The sequence below is a fragment of the Legionella rowbothamii genome, from assembly GCF_900639985.1.
Lineage (GTDB): Bacteria > Pseudomonadota > Gammaproteobacteria > Legionellales > Legionellaceae > Legionella > Legionella rowbothamii.
The window spans coordinates 180,192-199,852 of record NZ_CAAAIM010000004.1; the positions used below are offsets into that span (position 1 = coordinate 180,192).

Consider the following 19,661-nt stretch of genomic DNA (forward strand, 5'->3'; position numbering starts at 1 on the left):
CACATTACCGTGTTTGAGATGACGTAGTCTTATTCTGCAGCACATACAACATCACTTCTAACTGCTGTTGATTTTGCATGCGTGCCGGGACTTTTTCATGTTGAATTAACTGCAACTGATTTTGCTCTATCAACTGTTTCACATAATCCGGATGATGGCTAAAGCGGGCACTGGTTTGTAAAAACCATGGTTCTTTTGCGCTAATTTCTGTGCTAAAAATAAAATAGCCTTCAGGGGTCAAATGTTGCTGTGCGGCATGCAGTAAAGTATCTAACTCGCCAAAGTAGGGAAAAACATCTGCGGCGACAATTAAATCATAATGTTTTTGATTATTCTGAAAAAATTCATTAAGCTCTGATTCGATTAATTCGTCATAAATATGTTTTTCTTTCGCTTGGGCCAGCATTTTCGGGGCGATGTCTACCCCAGTTAGACGTTTGCTTAACTCGCGAAGTACTACCCCCGTCAAACCAGTACCACAGCCTAAATCTAGGGTTTGTGTATTTTTCGGTAACCCGAGTCGGTGAATAATACGTGTAATATGCTGGGGAATTGAATAATGCAAAGTACCTTGCATATGTTGATCATAATAAAGCGCATAGTTATTAAATAAATTTTGGGCATACTCAGGAGTAGTTTCTGCTGTTGAATCACCTTCAATCGCATGCAACATATAACTACTTACTCGATCATCTGGGTTAATGTTTAACGCTTGTCGCAAATACTCGCGTGATGTTTCTCGTTGGCCCATGCGCAGATAAATTGCGGATAAATTATTTAAAGAAGCCGTATGGGTTTTGTCTAAACGTAGTATGTGATCAAAAAAGATAATGGCCTCATTTAAATGTCCTAGGGCCATTTGAGCCACCCCGGAATTATACAGATATTCGATATTGTCAGGATCTTTCTGCAACAATACATCATAATGCATGAGTGCATTTTCAAAGCGGTCATGATGCATAAAGGTTGCAGCTAAATTATTGCGAGCATCAACATTATCATTATCTAAGGCGATTGCTTTACTGAAATAGTCTACCGCTAATTGATTCCGCTCTTTTTTTAAAGCGACCACCCCTAAGTTGGTAAGTGCTTGTATTTGTTCACTGTCTTGTTCTAAAACACGTTGAAACGCATGTTCTGCCTCATCAAGGGTATTGCTTTCCAGGTGTAAAATTCCTAAATAAAAATGGGCTTCAACATGGTCTGGATTTAAGGTAATTACGTTATTAAATTGGACTTTTGCTGCTTCTAATTGATTGTTTTGCAGCAAGAGTAAACCGAGATTAAAGTGCGCCGGACTAAAATCAGGCTCAGCATGAACCGCTTTAGTATAATGCTGCAGGGCTTTGTTGTAATTGTTTTGTAATGCATAAATAGTCGCTAAATTATTATGGGCTTGGGCATAATCAGGGCTTAATTCAATGGCTTGCAAATAATAGTCAATGGCTTTGTCCAGTTGATGTATTTTTTTGTAAGCATTAGCCAAATTATTCAGTACCGTGGAATCTTGAGGATTTATGGCATGGGCTTGTGATAAATAAAGAATCGCATTATGCATGTCTCCAGATTGGGCATAGGCTAGCCCTAAAAAAAGCAGGGTATTTAAATGCTGCGGATCTTTAGTCAGTATTTGCTCATAAATACAAATGGCTGAAGGTAATTTCCCCTCATGTTGTAGCTTATAGGCTTGTGCAAAGAGTCCTTCTATTTCTGCGTTCATGATTGATTCTGAATAAGTGTGCGCAATTGTTTTAATGCTTGTGCGCGATGACTAATATTATTTTTAAGTTTAGCAGGTAACTGGGCTGCTGTGCATTGGTACTCATTAATATAAAAGATGGGGTCATAGCCAAAACCGCCATCACCCAGTTTGCTATTATGGATTGTCCCTTTAAAAATACCGGTGGCAATCACGGGGGTAGGGTCTTTGGCATGCAATACGAAGGCAATGGCGCAATAAAAATAGGCTTGGCGTTGTTCGCCGTGTAAATGTGCCATATTTTTTAATAGCAAGTCGATATTTTCCTGGTCAGTAGCATTGCTACCTGCATAACGTGAGGAGTAAATACCAGGCGCTCCATTTAATGCAGGGACTACTAATCCGGAATCATCTGCAAGAGCTGGTTTTTGTGCATGAAAACTAGCATGGCGAGCTTTAATGAGAGCATTTTCTATAAAACTTAAGCCATCTTCGATGGCATCACTTATCCCTAAACTTGTTTGTGATATACATTGAATCGGGGCTAAAAGCGCGTTTAATTCGTTAATTTTCCCCTGGTTGCTAGTGGCCAGAACCAGTTCGTTCATTGAAGTGCTCATGATTATTAAATTTGAAGGTATCTGATTTTATTGCGAGTTTAACCTGTTCACTAGCAAAGCGGAACTGAATTTTTTTGTAGTTAGGTATATAATGGAGAAGACAGGACCCTTCAGGGATCATTAATGCGTTTTCTCATTTTAATACTAGGATGTTTTCTTATGAACACTACAACATCAGCGGATACACCTAATCTTCATGATAATGCTTATGATTACTCGTTTCATACACTGGTTGGTGACAAAGATTTACCTTTAGATATGTTTCGAGGTAAGGTGGTAATGGTAGTGAATACGGCTTCTAAATGTGGTTTTACGCCACAGTATGCTCGCTTAGAAAAGCTTTATGAAGATTACAAAGATAAAGGCTTTGTAATCTTGGGCGTACCTTCTAATGATTTTGGTAGCCAAGAGCCAGGCGCTGCGGAAGAAATCGCTAATTTTTGCCAGGTTAATTATGGGGTGTCGTTCCCAATGGCTGCTAAAGAGGTTGTTTCAGGCAAACAGGCGCATCCATTTTATTTGTGGGCTAAACAAAAATTGGGTTTTGGAACCGCACCTAAATGGAACTTTCATAAATATGTAATTAATCGTAAAGGCGAACTGGTTGATTATTTTTATTCAACTACCTCTCCTGATGCCCCACGGCTGATTAAGGTGGTGGAAAAGGCGCTTAAGGAAGAGGCATAGACTCAGCGCGATTTAACTGTAGCCCGTACTACGCTATGCTCATACGGGCTACGACTTCTGAGAGCAACTAATCTCAACCGTCATTTTCGATGATGAAACTTCTCATTTTATACACAATTTTGTGTATAAAAATTAAACTTTGTATCTAGCTTTGTTACAGGCTTTGCGCTAAAATAAGGTTTTAATTCGTAGTGCCTAAAAATGCCCATTTCTCATCTATTATTAGCGCTGGTTGTCGTTCTCGTCTGGGGTGTAAATTTCCTCTTTGTAAGCATAGGCCTTACCGAGATCTCTCCTTTATTGCTTTGCGCTTTACGGTTCCTCGTAGCTAGTGTTCCTGCCATATTTTTCGTTAAGTTTCCCAAGAAATCCTTCAAAATGGTGGCTTTATATGGTTTGGTGATGTTTGCATTGCAATTTTCGCTTCTCTTTATTGGTATGAGTTTTGGTATGCCTGCAGGGATTGCTTCAATCCTTATCCAGGTACAAGTATTCTTTAGCATGTTTTTTGCGGTAATTCTTTTAGGAGAGCAACCCAATATCGGACAGATCGTGGGGGCTTTGGTATCGTTTTCCGGTATCGCTTTAGTCGCCACGCACTTTGACCATGATATTTCTGTAGCCGGCTTTGTCTTTATTTTGGCTGCTGCAGCGACTTGGGGTATTGGCAATTTAATTACCAAACAAATTAAGGGTGAGCACGTTAATATGATCGCACTTATTGTTTGGGGCAGCTTTGTTGCTTGTATTCCAATGTTTTTAATTTCTTTAATGGTTGAGGGAGTCAACAATTTAACTTCTACCTTTACTCACTTAACCTGGAAAGGTGCGGGAGCCGTGCTTTATATCGTTTTTGCTTCAACCTGGGTTGGTTATGGCTTGTGGAATTGGTTAATGGCTCGTTACCCTGTAGGGATGGTGGCCCCATTTACTTTACTAGTTCCCGTAGTCGCCATGGTAAGCTCGGTGTTCTTTTTAGGTGAACCATTTTATATGTGGAAATTGGTGGCTGGATTATTGGTGATTAGTGGCTTATGCATCAATATTTTAGGCTCTCGATTTTTTGCAGTAAAACCCCGGCTCAATGTGGATGCGGAAGCGGCCTGATTTTCTTATTGAGATGCGTTATCATAGTTTTTTCTCAGAAAATAGGTGTTGGCGGTGAGCGAGATAAAAAGCATTAGGCTATGCGCCGATGACTTTGGATTAAATCCTGGTGTATCCCAAGGAATTTTAAAATTAGTGCGGATGGGTCGGTTATCCGCGGTAAGTTGTATGGTGAACATGCCCTCATTCCCTATCTATGCCCAACAACTATTGGATTTACAAGGACAGGTGCAGATTGGTTTGCATTTTAACTTAACCGAAGGCAACTTCTTATCCATACCTAACCGCCCTTGTTTTTCACTCAATGAATTACTCATTAAAAGCCATTTAGCATCCATTAAATTATCCTTCATTTCCCAAGAGTTTAAGCTGCAGCTGGCGCAATTTGTACAGGTGATGGGGAGACTCCCTGATTTTGTAGATGGCCATCAACATGTGCATCAATTTCCACGGATACGCCAAGTGATAGTTGACCTTTATGATGAACAATTAAGGCAGCATGGAACTTGTATTCGTTCTACTTATCCTTCTGTTGATGTGAAGCGACATCGATTGAAAGCAAAAATTTTGGCATTCACTGGGGGCAGAGCTTTGCGCGCGACTTTAGCTAAGGCAGAGATCCCGCACAATGCATTTTTTTCTGGTATCTATGATTTTGCCGCACACACTGATTATCGGAGTTTATTTCGTAGTTGGTTGCACTCTATATCGGGGCCTACTTTAATCATGTGCCATCCAGGTGAGCACTGGAATGAACCTGATGTCATCGCCGCTACTCGCAGCACTGAAATGAATTATTTTTCCAGTAATGAGTTTTTACACGATTGTGAGGAATATGGGGTGACCATAAGTGTACTATAATTTGAATCTTAAGTTCGTTATGCTAGCAGCAGAATAACTAACGCCCATTATAAGGATATAAATTATGAATACTGACGCATCTATTCTATTTACTCCCTTTGATTTAAGGGGACATCAATTAAAAAATCGTCTGGTTATGGCGCCTTTAACACGTAATCGTGCTCTGCATGAGATTGATGCTCCGCATGCATTAAACGCAGAATATTATGCACAACGCGCTTCAGCAGGACTTATTATTTCCGAAGCAACCCAGATTTCACCAACAGCTAAAGGCTATGCTTGGACCCCGGGTATTTATTCTCCCAAACAAATTGCCGGATGGAAATTGGTCACCGAGGCAGTGCATGAGCAAGGCGGAACTATTTATGCCCAATTATGGCATGTAGGGCGAATTTCTCATCCTAGTTTACAACCAGGTGGGGGGGAGCCTGTGGCTCCTTCAGCATTAACGCCTGTAGGGCAAAAAACCTTCATAGAAACCGGTATGTTTACTGAAATTGGACAGCCAAGAGCATTGAAATTAGATGAGCTCCCTCAAATTATTGAGGATTACCGCAAAGCAGCGCGCAACGCCATGGAGGCTGGATTTGATGGGGTCGAGGTTCATGGTGCAAATGGTTATCTACTCCAGCAATTTTTATCGGATGGGGCCAATCATCGCACGGACAATTATGGTGGCTCTGTTGCGAATCGCTTACGTTTTCCATTAGAAGTGATGGAGGCTGTAGCTGGTGAAGTTGGCGGTCAGCGCACTGCAATTCGTTTATCACCTGTCGGCTCTATGAATGGAATTACCGAAACCTCACCTAAGTCAGTTTATTTCCCATTAGTGCGCGAATTAAATCGCTTAAATTTAGCGTATATTCATGTCATTGAAGGAACAACAGGAGTTTCTCGTGACTTTCTAGGGTTCGATTTTCATGCTTTACGAGATGAGTTTCATGGGCCTTGGATGGTGAATAATGGCTATACACGCGAATTAGCTATTGAGGCTATTGATTCAGGTTATGCTGATTTGGTTGCCTTTGGTAAAGATTTTATTGCAAATCCTGATTTAGTGGAGCGTTTTCGTCTCAATGCGCCCCTTAATCAAGGGGATCGCGCCACTTTTTATGGCGGTGATGAAAAAGGGTATATTGATTATCCGACCTTAGGATAATTATTGTTTCTATGCTCCAAAAACTAAGGATTTTTAATGAGAATATTATTTTTCATGCTTCTTTTTGCTCCCTTAATTGCTGTTGGGAATGAAGCACCTAATGAAAAAACCTTATCTCGATTGCAAAAATTATGCCGCGAGGATACGACTCCTGAGCTGCGTAAGCTGTATTGTCAATTAGCGAAAGATTACCGTAGAGAGAAAAAGCGCATGGATTCTGTTGCTGAAAAGGATAAGACAAAAGAAATAGAAAAGGCCAAGGTTAAGGAAAAGGCTTAAGTTTTTGTAGGATTATATTTATAAATTGTAGGTTGGGCCCATGGTCCAACAAGCTTTCACGCACCGCAAAACTTAATCTTGGCCATGAGCCCAACCTCCATATCATTCATTACAGGCCTTATTTAGATTTAGGCCTGCTTAAAACTTGATTAATCACTCCCTTTGTCAAGAGCGTAAGTTCCCGTAAAGTTAAGAGTTACAATTCCAAGTTGTCTACTGGAGCCACTAGTGCTAGTAGTACTTGAATTATTATTACTAGGATTGAATGCTGAGGTATAACGGATATCCATACCTATGGTTGCAAAATCATCCAAATAAGAACCAATTCCTATAATTCCTTGAGCAGCAAAACCGTTATTTGAGGTGCTTACCGTTGTAGAAAAAGTACTGCCTAATGCATTGTATTGATTACTTGCAAAATTAGCTTTGTTTTTGATGATTGCGCCACCTAGACCAACGCCAATATAGGGAAACATCTTGGTATTGGGATCACTGGAAAGAAAATCATAAAATACGTTAAACATTCCATAAATACCGGTGGTATTTCCATTAAAACCTAATCCAATACCCTGGTCATTGCTTATTTCTGCAGGACAGGTTCCCTCGGGGCCCATAACATTCGGACTAATTAGGGTACAAGAGCCAACTTTTAATTCTCCATAATTATTGATATTAAAAAGGAATTGTCCTTCCAATCGTACCGTATTTATTCTATATCCCAGGGAAAAGCCGGCGCCGCCACCAATAGGGCTAAGCGTAACAGGACTTGTGTTCGCAAGTGAGAATTGATTATTACCAATATTAAAAGTAACGTTGGGATTGGAAATCGTTCGGCTTATTTCACCAAAGAGACCTAAATAAATGCCTTGAACGGGGTCCAAACTAAATGCCTTAGAGCTCATAGTTAGCCCTAATATAAATCCAAATTTAATGAAGTGTTTCATTAGAAAATCCTAATCAATCCTGACAATAATAATTCCTTCAACCTACGGACTTTTTAAGTGGCAAAGGAATGCTATTTTTTACTTATAAGGCAATGGCCGTGAAGGTGAGGCTATACGAAACTTTATTTAGATGCAAGCTTTTAATTTTATGGATATCTTTTTATTTTGTATGTAAAACCAGTGAGATATTTTGCATTATTTTTTATACTAATTAGTGAGTACAGAATATAGGGTATAGACCTGCAATGAAGAGGAAGAGACATTTTGATTGATATTTTATGGATTTCTATGGGGGCAGTTATTGGCGCTAATTTGCGTTATTTTGTGAATCGTTTTTCGCTACGTTATTTGTCTTCAGATGTTCCTTATGGAACATTTATTGTTAATCTCACCGGAAGTTTTATCTTAGGTTTTTTCCTTGCTTGGAGCTTGGGGCGCGTCGAGCTTGATCCTAAGTGGCGTGCGTTTGTTGCCGTTGGATTCTGTGGTGCTTATACCACCTTTTCAAGCTTTAGTTATGAAACTTATGCTTTAATCGAGCAGGGGGATTATGCCCTTGCTGCTATGAATTTTATCTGTAATAATCTTTTTTGCCTCATTGCCGTGATTGCGGGAGTTGCCCTTGCCCGGGTAATTTAGATGCCGAGTTAAAAAAATAGAGATTAACATAAGGATGCGTCTATGAATTGTATGAAAGTTTCTATCTATATTAATGAATCTGATAAATGGAACCATCGTCCTTTGCATTTAGAACTCATGTCAATGCTGGATGAAGAGGGAATTGCCGGTGGAACCGTATTACGTGCCATTGCAGGTTTTACTTATAGAGAGCCGGTTGAAACGGCCTCATTCGTTGATATAGGTGCTAATTTACCTCTGGTTGTGCAATTTTTGGATACTGAGGAGCGGATCGAGTCGATCTTACCTAGGGTCAAGGAAATGTCTGGAACTCGTTTGATTATTCGTGAGCCTGTAGAGGTCGTGAATGGGATGTTAGCGACAGGCCCAATATCTTGAGAGCAAAAAGCTGTAAACGGAAACTAAAAATAAAACTAAGCCAAGAGCAAAGAGGTAATTTAAATGAGTGTAGCGTAACACTAGAAAATAAAGCCCTTCATTAATTGTGCCCGCGGAAGCCGCTACCAGAAAAAAATGAGGTAAGCTCAATACCTTTTGATCATGCAGTTGCGAAAAAGTAAGGTATTTGTGACCAAAGAAACTGACGTTAAATGCAGTAAAAAAGGCAAAAATATTAGCTATTAGTGCGTGTACATGGGCAAAATTCACTAATAAAAAAACAATACTAAGATGTGTGGCTGCCGCTGTAGCCCCAATTCCTGCGTAATAAACCAGTCGGTGTTTTAGCTTAAGTTGTGCATTCATCAAAACTGGCTTCCTCATCAATAATATAATGCGGTCGGTGTTTTACTTCATCAAAGACGCGCCCTATATATTCGCCGACCACACCTAAAGCAAAAAGCTGTAAACCACCAAAAAAGGTAATTGCGGTAACTATAGTTGCCCAACCTGGCGTTTTAATGCCAAAAATTAAGGTGCTTATGATAATCCAAGCAGCATACAGTATCGCTAAGGTAGCTACTCCAATACCACCAAGTGCAATCAGACGCAATGGGAAGGCAGTAAATGAGGTAATTCCAGTAATCGCTAAATCGATTAAGGAATAAAAGTTCCATTGAGAAGAACCGGCTTTTCGTGGTTGAACCTCAAAAGGAACTGCTACTTGTTTAAAACCTACCCAACTGTACAAGCCTTTCATAAAACGATTTCGTTCGGGAAGTTTTTGCAATCCATTGACTATTTTACGATCTAACAGACGAAAATCTCCAGCATTAGCTGGAATATTAACGCGATTGATTCTGGAGGTGAATTGATAAAAGGTTTTTGCGCAAGTACGTTTTAGCCAGGATTCATCCTCTCGATTTTGGCGTACTGCATAAACCATGTCATAACCTTCTTCCCATTTGGCAATAAATTCACTTAACAATTCGAGCGGATGTTGAAAGTCACCATCCATTAAAATTACGGCATCTCCACGGGCATGATCTAATCCTGCACTAATCGCTTTTTCCTTGCCAAAGTTACGACTAAAACGTAGGTAGCGAAAAGAGTATTGGCCTCTTAATTGTTGGATGATTGCTTGAGTATTATCTTGACTTCCATCATCAACAAGCACTATTTCATAGGAATAAGCAAGTTGCTTGAGGGTTGTGTCCAATGCAGCAATAAACTCCGCAATAATGGTTTCTTCATTATAAACCGGGACAACACAAGAGATTTGTTTGGTTTGAATTAGTGAATTGAGCATGGCGTTGAGTGATTTCTAAACTTCTTATTTACTTGGGAGGCTATTTTAACCTGAATCTGTTGTTCTCGTAAGTAAATTTGTAATTTTACTCTGTAATTTATTCATTAGGTCAAAAAAAGAAAAATAAGGTATATTAATGAGCATGTTTTTGCTATAAAATAGTGCCAATTTGAGATTCGGTATACCAACGATGCCTTTTATTGATCTAAGTTTATTGGTTGGACAACAACCCCCCCCTTTTTTACTGGATAAAAATGCAGCTAAATTTTTGCATGAATGCAAACAGCCTAAGTTAGTTGCCCCAGCGTCCATCCCTGTAAAAACTGCGAAAGATGAGTTTGTATTTAGCCATCAATTGATTAAATCAGGTGAGAATCAATGGCATATTCTGGAGGCAGAACCTATAGGAAAAGGGGAGTTTGGGGTAGCTTATAAGTCACGATTTAAAATTACGATAAAGAAAGCCATAGAGACCTATCAGGCTGAGGTATCTGTAACAAATGAAGTAGTGAAGATACAACGCGTTGGGGAGCGCACGATTACCCATCAGGATTTAGTGAAAAGCATTGCGCAGGAAGCTCAATATCAAAGACAGCAGCACGTACATGTGAGTTCTGTTATCGATACTAAAAGCGAAGTTATAACGGTGATGGAGGATTGTGGCACTAGTCTTGATAAGCTATTTCCTTTTAAACGTGGAGATAGTCTTTTTCCATTCATGAAGCGTGTGGAAATTGCATTACATATTGCCAATGAAATGTTATCACTGCAGCAACGTGGAATAATACATTGTGATCTTAAGCCGGCTAATATTTGTTATAAAGAAATTCCTGAAAACCCCGAACGCGGGATTCTTCCGGGCCAGTTTCGGATTATTTTTATTGATTTTGGCTTGGCAAGAAAAACCGAGCAACATTCTAATATGGTGGTTGGTTCTCTAGGCTATATGGCTCCTGAGGTATTTCATGGAGCAGGCAGTAGTTATGAATCGGATATCTATTCTTTGGCGGGAATTTTTATCGAGCTTTTTGGCTGTAAAAATGTACTTTTTTATAAAACAGGATACTCTGTGGACGAGCTCCTTGTTAATGCACCCTTTAGTTTGGATGGTCTATTTACTGAATATGATGTTTCGGAGGTTGATTCCTTTTTATTAGACGATATCAAAACCCTATTTAAGCGGATGCAAGAAAAACCGCCGGAGCTGCGTCCGAACATTAACGTAGTTAATAAGTTTTTCAATTTATTGCAAGCCAGGATGGCGGCGTATAATAAGTTTTGTGCTGATTGGGATTTAATGACTGAAGAATTTAAACAGCTAGAGACTCACTATTTAGCGTTGCATTTTTTAAAAGAAAGGAATAGGTTAGAGCGTTACAAGTCAAATAGATTTGATCTTGCTGAGACCAGAAGTAATCCATTTAATCAGGCTATCGTGCGCTCGAAAGAGGTAATTTACCAGTTACTTTCTACGCTGCCTAAGAAGCCTAAATCTCACTATGAATTGGCCACGCAATTGATCAGTGAAAATCGCCTCGCTGATTTTGACGGGGAAGACAGCCCTTATCCTCTATTAGGTGATGTGATTGCAAGATTACGTGCAGAAAACCTAAAGTTGGGGAGAGTTTTAGGTTGTTTTAATCAGCATGTGCAGATCCTGGGTGATGAAAACAGATTTCGCGGAAGTAATAGTTCGGGTATTTCACATATTTTTACAATTTTAAATTCCAATAAGTCACCTATAGAAAAATTATGTGCACTAAAAGAGTTTGGTCGTCAAAAAACTGAAAATAGCTGGTCAAATTATTATAGTCGGTCGTGCTTTTTTGGTAAGGGGCGCCATAAAAATGTGGAGGAACTGTATCAAAAGTTGAATGGATTGAGATTGGCCCAAGATTTACGCCAAGATGCGTATATAGAAGGACAACAGTTTGAAGATCTCAATCAATTTATTAACGAGAATACATTTACGCATTCTTGATTGGAATTCCCCTAAACGACATCCCCAACGTAGTGGGAGCAGCAATGCCCACATTGAGCCAAATGCGAGATTTCTTACTACGTTTTGGGATAAAGAGGTTTTTCGCTGTACACCTCAAAATCCATACCCATAAGGATTACGTTTTTTCCCATGCGCTCTTTTTTCAAAATGCTGATAATCTTGTAAATCAAACCAATCCCCAGCCCAATCCCAACCGTGTTTGACAAAAGTTTGATACACAATATCGTCTTTAACAATTTGCCCGGGGATGGATTCGGTACGCCCCGCATATATTGCTCCTTCCGGAGGTAATACAAGATTACCGTTGACGTAGGGATTTATTAACGGGTTAATATCAATGGCGCGTCCATAACTATGCTGTGAGTATTCTCCCACGCGTCCAGTAACGCCACGGCAATTAAAAGCAGAAGTATTATTAGCCGCCATGGATGCTGCATCATCTCCATAAAAAGTATCCATAAGCTCCATACTTTGGATGGGGAAGTGATGCAGGTAAAGCTCTTTAAAAATCGCAACGACCTCATCGGCGAGTTCTTGATTGACTATGAGTTTTCCCGTATGAGTTTTATTATCAAACCCCCAATAGCTGAGTTGGATGTAAGCTAATTGCTCTAGTGGCACAGGACAGCCTTCATGCCAAGTATAGTTCTGCATTTGCGTTGCAATTGTAGGCGGAATGGAACTTATTTCACTATGAAACATAGGACTTTTCTCGGCCGTTGCAAAAGCAAGTGATGAAACGATCATGGCTATAATTGGGAGATAATGTATTTTCATGCTTAACCAGCAAGCCAATTAAAACAAGGGGATATAAAAAGTATAGTCTAACTTTCTTGCTTTCAATTTATGGGTAATGCAAAGCGAAAAACCGTTCCTTTGCTTGGAATATTTTCTACCCAAATAGTCCCTTGATGTGCTGAAATTATTTTCTCACAGATGGATAAGCCCAATCCTAAACCATGCTCCTCAAGAGCCTCTTTACTGCGGTAGAATTTTTTAAATAATTCGGCTCGTTCTTCAGCATCAATTTCCAGCCCAATGTCTTCAATACTCACAATAAGATTAATTGTGGTAATTTGTGCCGAAAGGCGGATTTGGGATTTGGGAGCCGAAAATTTAATGGCATTATCGAGCAAGTGCATGAGTACTTCTTGGATGTATCGCGGATCCACATTAATTAAGGGCATATGCTCGGGAAGTGTTAATTTTATGGGTCTTTGTTCAAAGAGTTCACTGGAGATTTTCAGCGCTGCATGGATAATTTCTTCTAAAGAACAGGGCGTCTTTTTCAGACTGATTCCCTCAGTTTCAAGACAAATCATTTGATAAAGATTATTGTTTAAGTGATTTAATTTATTTATCTCGTGATCGATGTTGCTTTCGATAAGACTAAGATTGGCCTTATGATTGCTTTTTAAACTGTTTATGGCATTAATCACGCTTTTCAAGGGAAAACTTAAATCATGATAAATTGAGGTTAGTAATGAGGTTCGAGCGCGGTCTCTTTCTATTTCCAGCTCTTTTCTGCGGTTTTTTTCATGCAATAGATCAATTTCTAAAGCTAGGGACATTTGATTCACATAAGAATCGAGCAATCCACGCTGTTCAGGAGTAAGCAATTGTTGGTCTCTAGATTGCACTCTTAATACGCCAATGACTCCAGAGGCGCTGGCTAAGGGCAAATAAAGAGCGCTAGATAAGGAGAGGGTATCAGTACCAATTCCTGCAGGCTGCCCCATATCAAAGACCCATTGGGCAATACTTTGCTCTTTGGCATCCAGCCTCATTAATGAGGGAAAACTGACTTGAACTGTAAGGTGATTTTTTTTAGGCATTAAGGCCATGACCTCACTGTCAAAGGTATGTGCAATATACTCGACCCCAAAACTTAATAGCTTATTAATGCTACGTGAACGGATAAGTTGGCGACTGAAAGCATATAAAGCTGTGGTTTGATGCTGGGTAAAGCGTGAGGATTCGTCCTGGTGACGAATGAGGATAGTTAAATAGCTAATAGTCTGTGAAACCAGCAGCATAATGACAAAGGTAATTAAAAATTGGATGTCGCTGATTGCAAAACTATATCGTGGTGAAACGAAAAAATAGTCGCAAGCAATAACGCTTAATAATGAAGCAAATAGTGCTGGTCCCCTACGCCCACATAAAGAGATAAGGGTAACTCCCAACAAATAAACCATAATAAGATTCACCGTGTTGAGAAATGGTTCTAAAGCAAAATTGAATAAGGTCATCAGAGGTAGAACCATAAGGACTAATCCATAAATTTTCCACGGATAGGTTCGCGGTGGCGCTTTTGCTTTCTTTTGTGGTGATTTGCTCCTACGCCCAGTAATGATGTATACATCAATATCACCACTTTGACGAACAATTTCATCAGTCAAATTTCTATAGAACCAATCACGAAGCCGGGTTCGAATATGTTTCCAAATCATAATTTGCGTAATGTTTTGTTCATGCGCAAAACGTAATACTTCTTTGACAATATCAAACCCGGATAGTACGTGAGTTTGTGCCCCTAATAGTTCGGCCAAACGTAAATTTTTAATTGCCTGGCTGCGGGCACCAATATTTTTTTGCGGAACATCAATATAAACGGCTACCCATTCTGCTTGGAGGTGCGTAGCTAGTTTTTTGGCCGCGCGAATTAGTTTCATGGTTTCCGGATTCGGGCCGACGCAAACCAGTATTTTATCTTTTACTGGCCAAATCTCTTTAACACCCTCCCCATGTCGATACCATAAGACATCAGAGCCTACTCGTTCGGCCGTAACACGTAATGCTAATTCACGTAAGGCAATTAAATTACCTTTACGGAAAAAATGTTCTCGAGCAAATTCTGCTTGTTTCGGGATGTATATTTTTCCTTCTTGTAATCTCTTTAATAAGTCTTCAGGAGGTAAATCAATGAGCTCAATGGTGTCGGCACGTTCAATCATTGAGTTGGGAACGGTCTCGATAATTGGGGCATGAATAATTTGCGCTACATCATCTTTTAAACTTTCGATGTGCTGTATATTTAAGGTGGTATATACATCAATTCCGCGCTCTAAAAGCTCTTTAATGTCTTGCCATCGTTTGGTATGCCGTAAACCAGGGGTATTCGTGTGGGCTAGCTCGTCGACCAAAATTAATCCCGGATGGCGTTGAAGTGCGGCATCAAGATCAAATTCATAGTAGGTTTTCTCGCGATAAGCCACTGGCTTGCGGGGAATAATCTCAAAGTTATTAAGAAAACTATCTATTTCTACACGTCCATGGGATTCAGCAATACCAATAACGACATCAAGTCCTTGTTGTTGCTTCTCATAGGCATCATGGAGCATTTCATGGGTTTTACCAACACCAGGAGAGGCACCTAAATAAATTTTGAGTTTTCCATGATGTTCTTGACGTTCTTCTTCCGCGATTCGTTGTAGTAAGTGGTCCGGGTTAGGGCGATTTTGGGGCATTTCTGCTCCTTAAATTATCCAAGGCAAGATTTAACTCCAAAACATTAACACGCGGTTCACCTAATATTTGCCATGTTCGCCGTTTACGGTATTTTTCCACTAATTGATAAATATCCGCTTCGGGAAGCTTGCGTATTTTGGCAATTCGTGGCACTTGGTAATTGGCAGCAAAGGGGCTAATCTCGGGGTCAAGACCACTACCTGATGCGGTAACTAAATCGATAGGTACTGCTTGTTCATTTTGTGGATCCGCTTGCTTTAAGTGCATCATCCTTTCTTTTACTATAGACAAAAAATCAGGATTTGAAGGCCCGAGATTCGATCCTGAAGACGCGGCACCATTATAGGCATATGGCGTAGTTGCTGAAGGGCGACCCCAAAAATAGGCTCCATCTGAGAATGGTTGCCCAATTAATTGCGAGCCAACAAATTGATTATTTTGCTTTATTAAGCTGCCATTCGCTTTCCAGGGGAAAAAAATTTGCGCTAATCCCGTCACCGTGAGCGGATAAATAAAACCAGTTAAAATACTGAGTAAAATAAGCAATATCAATGCGGTTTTCATTTGATTTATTGCTTCTTTTAGCATGATTTGTCCTTAAATATTAGATTGGGCTTAGATGTATTGCTTTGAGTGCTGATAAAATTAAATCAATGAGTTTAATGCCAATAAAGGGAATAATTAAGCCTCCCAAACCATACACTAAAACATTATTGCGCAGCAGTTTGGCTGCTTCCACATGACGATATCTCACGCCACGCAAGGCTAGAGGAATAAGAAAAATAATAATGAGTGCATTGAAGATAACAGCAGATAATATAGCGCTTTCAGGAGTGCTCAGCCGCATAATATTTAAGTTGTTTAAAGTAGGGTATGTGCTGGCAAATGCGGCGGGTAAAATAGCAAAATATTTGGCAACATCGTTGGCAATACTAAAGGTAGTCAGTGAACCACGAGTCATTAACAGTTGCTTACCAATTTCCACGACTTCAATTAGCTTCGTGGGATTAGAATCCAAATCAATTAAGTTGCCTGCTTCTTTGGCTGCTTGAGTACCTGAGTTCATCGCTACTGCAACATCTGCTTGCGCTAAGGCGGGCGCATCATTTGTTCCATCTCCAGCCATAGCGACCAAATGGCCTTGTGCTTGCAATTGGCGAATTAGTTTTAGTTTTTCTTCAGGCTTAGCATTGGCTAAAAAGTCATCTATACCTGCTTCTGCAGCGATTGCGGCTGCGGTTAAGGGGTTATCTCCCGTGACCATAATGGTTTTAATACCCATACGGCGTAATTCGGCAAAGCGTTCACGAATACCTCCTTTGACTATATCTTTAAGATGAACTACTCCTAAAACTTTTTTATTTTCAAGGACGACTAAAGGAGTTCCACCCTGGCGGGAAACCTGCTCAACAATTTGATGAGCTGCCTCAGGGAAATGGCCATTAATTTCTTGCAGATATAATTCAATTGCTTGGGTCGCCCCTTTTCTAATTTGTCGCCCGGGTAAATTAGCGCCACTCATTCGGGTTTCTGCGGTAAAGGGGATAAAACTTGCTTTTAATTCGCTGATGTCACGACCACGCAAGCCATATTGTTCTTTAGCTAAGATAACAATACTACGTCCTTCTGGTGTTTCATCCGCAAGCGAAGACAATTGTGCGGCATCAGCCAGAGCCTCAATGGAGACATCTTCTAAAGGAATAAATTCAATCGCCTCTCGATTACCTAAGGTAACTGTCCCGGTTTTATCAAGTAGCAATACATCAACGTCTCCCGCCGCTTCTACGGCGCGGCCAGACATGGCAATGATATTTGCCTGAATCATGCGATCCATACCTGCGATACCAATAGCGGATAGTAAACCGCCTATAGTAGTTGGAGCCAAACAAATAAACAGGGCAACTAAGACGGTGATGCTGATCACTTTACCATTTCCTGCGCTACTTACACTGTAGAGGGAAAAAGGAAGAAGCGTGGCACAAACTAAAAGAAAAACAATCGTCAGGGCGGCAAGCAAAATAGTGAGTGCTAACTCATTAGGGGTTTTTTGACGCTGAGCTCCCTCCACCAGGGATATCATTTGATCTAAAAAAGTTTCTCCTGGATTGGATGTAATACGAATAATTAACCAGTCAGAGATTACCTGAGTTCCTCCGGTAACGGCGCTGCGGTCGCCGCCACTTTCACGAATTACAGGGGCACTTTCACCGGTAATGGCGCTCTCGTTGACAGACGCAATTCCTTGAATTACTTCGCCATCACTGGGAATAAAATCTCCTGTTTCTACCAAGACGATATCACCAGCACGTAAACATCCTGAGCGGACGTGGGTAATTGTGGCATCTTTTTTAGGTTTTGCTAATTTTTTTGCCTGAATTTCATGGCGTGCTCTTCTTAATGCTTCGGCTTGAGCCTTCCCTCTTCCTTCTGCCATACTTTCTGCAAAATTAGCAAAAATAAGGGTAAACCAAAGCCATAAAGTGATGGCAAAAATAAAACTAGTCGCTGCATCCCCCTGACCCCATAATGATTGAATAAATAAAGCGGTAGTTAATAATGAGGCAATATAAACTGTAAACATAATCGGATTACGGAGCTGGTATTGGGGGGTCAATTTTAAAAATGAAGCACGTATGGCGAGCTTTACAGTATCACCAGCCCAGAAAGATACACGATGCATTTTAAGATCCATATTGGCCCCACAAGGTTAGATGCTCCACAATAGGTCCTAGTGCTAAAGCAGGTAGAAATGAGAGTGCACCGACCAGAAAAATGATGCAAATAAGTAGGATAATAAACAGCGGGGTATGGGTAGCTAGAGTTCCGGTTGTTTGAGGAATTATCTTTTTTTGTGCTAGGGATCCAGCAAGGGCAATTGTAGGTATGGCAATCCAGTAGCGAGAAATTAGCATGATGACACTCCCAAGCAAATTATAGAACGGGCTATTGGCATTAAGCCCGGCAAAAGCGCTGCCATTATTGTTGCCAAGGGAGGTGAATGTATAAAGAATCTCCGTAAAACCATGCATTCCAGGGTTGGCAATAGCATTTAAACCACTTTGAGTTACTACAGCCCATGCGGTGGAAACAAGGACGCTAAGTGGCATGACTAAAACGGCAATGGATGCCATTTTCATTTCATAGGGTTCAATCTTTTTGCCTAGATATTCCGGCGTCCGGCCAACCATTAGGCCAGTCACAAAAACGGTAAGAATGACAAACATTAACATGCCATATAGACCAGAGCCGACGCCACCAAAAATTGCTTCATTTAAATGCATCATCCATAAGGGTATTAACCCACCTAGAGGTGTGTATGAGTCGAGCATTGAATTTACTGAACCATTAGAGGCCGCCGTAGTAGTCACGCTCCATAGGGCGGAGCTGGTGATTCCGAAACGAGTCTCTTTTCCTTCCATATTGCCACCAGGATAGCTTTGGGCTATGGCCGATGGACTAATATTCATAGAGGTTAAGATGGGATTTCCTTTTTGCTCTGCCATGATTCCGAATAATGCAAAGGGAATCAACACAATAAACATTGCCGTAAGGATAGCCCAACCTTGGCGTGTGTCGTGGACTATTTCGCCGAAGGTATAACAAAGAGCTGCAGGAATTAATAGAATCGCGAGCATTTCTAAAAAGTTGCTAAAAGGAGTGGGGTTTTCAAAGGGATGTGCTGAGTTGGTATTGAAAAAGCCACCGCCATTAGTACCTAATTGTTTAATAGCAACTTGTGAGGCAACCGGCCCCATAGGTATCACTTGCTCTGTTAAGGGTTTTGCTGTTGCCTGAAGAGCATTGATGGGGTGTCCTGACGTATCGATAAGTGGCTGTTGGTAACTGCTGGCTTGTACAAGGTGGATGGTTTGATTGGGTTTAACGTTTTGAATGACTCCTTGCGATACCAAGAGTAAAGCAAAGATAAAAGATAAGGGCAATAGAATGTAGAGGATGCTTCGCACCATATCAACCCAAAAATTACCCAGATTTGTGCTTTCATGTTGGGCAATGCCTCGACTTATAGCAACTAATATGGACATGCCTGTAGCTGCAGAAATAAAGTTTTGGGTGGTTAGCGCGAGCATTTGGGTAAAATAGCTCATAGTGCTTTCACCCGCGTAGGCTTGCCAATTAGTATTGGTGACAAAACTTACCGCGGTATTTAAGGCTAAATCTGGAGTGGGGGAGGGCAGGTGTTGGGGATTAAAAGGAAGATAAATTTGCAAACGTTGAATGAGATAAACCGCGAGCAAACCGAAGAGATTAAATATAAGCATCGAGGTTAGATAGCATTTCCAGTCCATTGCTTGATTGGTTTTAATGCGGCAGACTCGATATATGAATAGTTCAAATCGATTCCCAATGTGATTTAACCAGAAATGTTTTCCTTCATAGACTTTAGCCATGTACCAGCCTAATGGTTTTACCGTGGCTAATAGAACTAAAAGAAAAACTATGGTTTGCAATAAACCTATTAATGTCATCATAGAATCCTTTCTAAGA

General features: G+C 40.4%; 18 protein-coding genes. 8 read left to right on the forward strand and 10 right to left on the reverse strand.

Features of this window, described 5'->3' with window-relative positions:
- Positions 1-4: 4 nt before the first annotated feature.
- Together E1P08_RS08925 and rdgB are read right to left on the reverse strand one after the other, a co-directional pair.
- Entirely contained in the window at positions 5-1,720 is a 1,716-nt protein-coding gene (locus tag E1P08_RS08925; RefSeq protein ID WP_133136683.1) for a tetratricopeptide repeat protein, read from the reverse strand.
- Complete coding sequence (gene rdgB, locus E1P08_RS08930; protein WP_133136684.1) at positions 1,717-2,307, reverse strand: RdgB/HAM1 family non-canonical purine NTP pyrophosphatase; 591 nt, start codon at positions 2,305-2,307, stop codon at positions 1,717-1,719. Before rdgB ends, E1P08_RS08925 begins: the two co-directional genes overlap by 4 nt.
- 171 nt (positions 2,308-2,478) lie before the next feature.
- Here rdgB and E1P08_RS08935 point away from each other — a divergent pair, with 171 nt between their 5' ends.
- The 5 genes from E1P08_RS08935 (at position 2,479) to E1P08_RS08955 (ending at position 6,412) form a co-directional block, all read left to right on the forward strand.
- The gene (locus tag E1P08_RS08935; protein WP_242602414.1) at positions 2,479-3,006 is read left to right on the forward strand and encodes a glutathione peroxidase; all 528 of its coding nucleotides are present in this window, start codon (positions 2,479-2,481) and stop codon (positions 3,004-3,006) included.
- Positions 3,007-3,207: 201 nt separating this feature from the next.
- A complete protein-coding gene (locus E1P08_RS08940) occupies positions 3,208-4,113 on the forward strand; it encodes an EamA family transporter (protein ID WP_133136686.1) in 906 nt (301 codons plus the stop codon).
- A gap of 54 nt (positions 4,114-4,167) precedes the next feature.
- Positions 4,168-4,974: a ChbG/HpnK family deacetylase gene (locus tag E1P08_RS08945; RefSeq protein WP_133136687.1), complete on the forward strand. Its 807-nt coding sequence runs from the start codon at positions 4,168-4,170 to the stop codon at positions 4,972-4,974.
- 64 nt (positions 4,975-5,038) lie between these two features.
- Positions 5,039-6,133, forward strand: a complete 1,095-nt coding sequence (locus tag E1P08_RS08950) for an alkene reductase (protein ID WP_133136688.1) — start codon at positions 5,039-5,041, stop codon at positions 6,131-6,133.
- Positions 6,134-6,169: 36 nt separating this feature from the next.
- Positions 6,170-6,412 (forward strand): hypothetical protein, encoded by a 243-nt coding sequence (locus tag E1P08_RS08955; protein WP_133136689.1) that lies wholly within the window; start codon positions 6,170-6,172, stop codon positions 6,410-6,412.
- A 149-nt stretch (positions 6,413-6,561) separates the two neighbouring features.
- On the opposite strand, the gene E1P08_RS08960 is transcribed toward E1P08_RS08955, so the two are convergent.
- The gene (locus tag E1P08_RS08960) at positions 6,562-7,356 is read right to left on the reverse strand and encodes a hypothetical protein (RefSeq protein ID WP_133136690.1); all 795 of its coding nucleotides are present in this window, start codon (positions 7,354-7,356) and stop codon (positions 6,562-6,564) included.
- Positions 7,357-7,620: 264 nt separating this feature from the next.
- Here E1P08_RS08960 and crcB point away from each other — a divergent pair, with 264 nt between their 5' ends.
- Both crcB and E1P08_RS08970 read left to right on the forward strand, forming a co-directional pair.
- Positions 7,621-7,995, forward strand: a complete 375-nt coding sequence (gene crcB / locus E1P08_RS08965) for a fluoride efflux transporter CrcB (RefSeq protein ID WP_133136691.1) — start codon at positions 7,621-7,623, stop codon at positions 7,993-7,995.
- A gap of 42 nt (positions 7,996-8,037) precedes the next feature.
- Positions 8,038-8,373 (forward strand): DUF190 domain-containing protein, encoded by a 336-nt coding sequence (locus E1P08_RS08970; RefSeq protein ID WP_133136692.1) that lies wholly within the window; start codon positions 8,038-8,040, stop codon positions 8,371-8,373.
- On the opposite strand, the gene E1P08_RS08975 is transcribed toward E1P08_RS08970, so the two are convergent.
- Positions 8,350-8,739, reverse strand: a complete 390-nt coding sequence (locus E1P08_RS08975; protein ID WP_133136693.1) for a GtrA family protein — start codon at positions 8,737-8,739, stop codon at positions 8,350-8,352. The two genes, E1P08_RS08970 and E1P08_RS08975, sit on opposite strands and share 24 nt — an antisense overlap.
- Positions 8,723-9,682 carry a glycosyltransferase family 2 protein gene (locus E1P08_RS08980; RefSeq protein WP_133136694.1) on the reverse strand — a complete coding sequence of 320 codons (960 nt, stop codon included), beginning with the start codon at positions 9,680-9,682 and terminating at the stop codon, positions 8,723-8,725. The genes E1P08_RS08975 and E1P08_RS08980 overlap by 17 nt, the downstream gene beginning before the upstream one ends.
- A 190-nt stretch (positions 9,683-9,872) precedes the next feature.
- On the opposite strand from E1P08_RS08980, the gene E1P08_RS08985 reads away from it, so the two are divergent.
- Positions 9,873-11,663 (forward strand): protein kinase domain-containing protein, encoded by a 1,791-nt coding sequence (locus E1P08_RS08985; protein WP_133136695.1) that lies wholly within the window; start codon positions 9,873-9,875, stop codon positions 11,661-11,663.
- A gap of 114 nt (positions 11,664-11,777) precedes the next feature.
- Here E1P08_RS08985 and E1P08_RS08990 read toward each other — a convergent pair whose 3' ends face one another.
- The 5 genes from E1P08_RS08990 to kdpA form a co-directional block, all read right to left on the reverse strand.
- Positions 11,778-12,461: a M15 family metallopeptidase gene (locus E1P08_RS08990; RefSeq protein WP_133136696.1), complete on the reverse strand. Its 684-nt coding sequence runs from the start codon at positions 12,459-12,461 to the stop codon at positions 11,778-11,780.
- A gap of 62 nt (positions 12,462-12,523) precedes the next feature.
- Positions 12,524-15,154, reverse strand: coding sequence for a sensor histidine kinase (locus E1P08_RS08995; protein ID WP_133136697.1), 2,631 nt, complete (start codon positions 15,152-15,154; stop codon positions 12,524-12,526).
- The gene (gene kdpC, locus E1P08_RS09000; protein ID WP_133136698.1) at positions 15,135-15,743 is read right to left on the reverse strand and encodes a potassium-transporting ATPase subunit KdpC; all 609 of its coding nucleotides are present in this window, start codon (positions 15,741-15,743) and stop codon (positions 15,135-15,137) included. Before kdpC ends, E1P08_RS08995 begins: the two co-directional genes overlap by 20 nt.
- A 16-nt stretch (positions 15,744-15,759) precedes the next feature.
- Positions 15,760-17,847 carry a potassium-transporting ATPase subunit KdpB gene (gene kdpB / locus E1P08_RS09005; RefSeq protein ID WP_133136699.1) on the reverse strand — a complete coding sequence of 696 codons (2,088 nt, stop codon included), beginning with the start codon at positions 17,845-17,847 and terminating at the stop codon, positions 15,760-15,762.
- The gene (gene kdpA, locus E1P08_RS09010) at positions 17,837-19,645 is read right to left on the reverse strand and encodes a potassium-transporting ATPase subunit KdpA (RefSeq protein ID WP_242602415.1); all 1,809 of its coding nucleotides are present in this window, start codon (positions 19,643-19,645) and stop codon (positions 17,837-17,839) included. Before kdpA ends, kdpB begins: the two co-directional genes overlap by 11 nt.
- Positions 19,646-19,661: the final 16 nt, after the last annotated feature.